Below are 274 nucleotides of genomic sequence, written 5' to 3'. Positions count from 1 at the left end.
ATGCTCCAGCTCGTGCGGTGGACGGCGCTCTGTCCGCCAGCCAGACGTTGATCAATTCAAGCCCCTCTTCAAGCAGGGCCCTTGCGGCGTCTTCGCTTGCCGCCTCCACATAACAGCGCATCTCCGGCGCATTGCCGGAGGGACGAAAATGCACGATCCGCCCGTCGGCAAGCGTCACCCTCAGCCCGTCGATATCGCTTGCGGAGGCGACCGGCGCGATCGGCGCCAGGAAGGCGGCAAGGTTGGCGGGGGATGCGCGCAGATGCGCCATCAG

Annotated in this window: 1 pseudogene; it reads right to left on the bottom strand. The window is 66.1% G+C overall.

The annotated features are described in order from the left end of the window. A pseudogene (locus tag KVS69_RS19535) lies at window positions 1–274 on the bottom strand (hypothetical protein); the annotation flags it as partial.

Source organism: Stenotrophomonas sp. GbtcB23 (assembly GCF_019091045.1).
Taxonomy (GTDB): domain Bacteria; phylum Pseudomonadota; class Gammaproteobacteria; order Xanthomonadales; family Xanthomonadaceae; genus Stenotrophomonas; species Stenotrophomonas rhizophila_A.
This window is presented reverse-complemented; position numbering and strand designations above follow the sequence as displayed.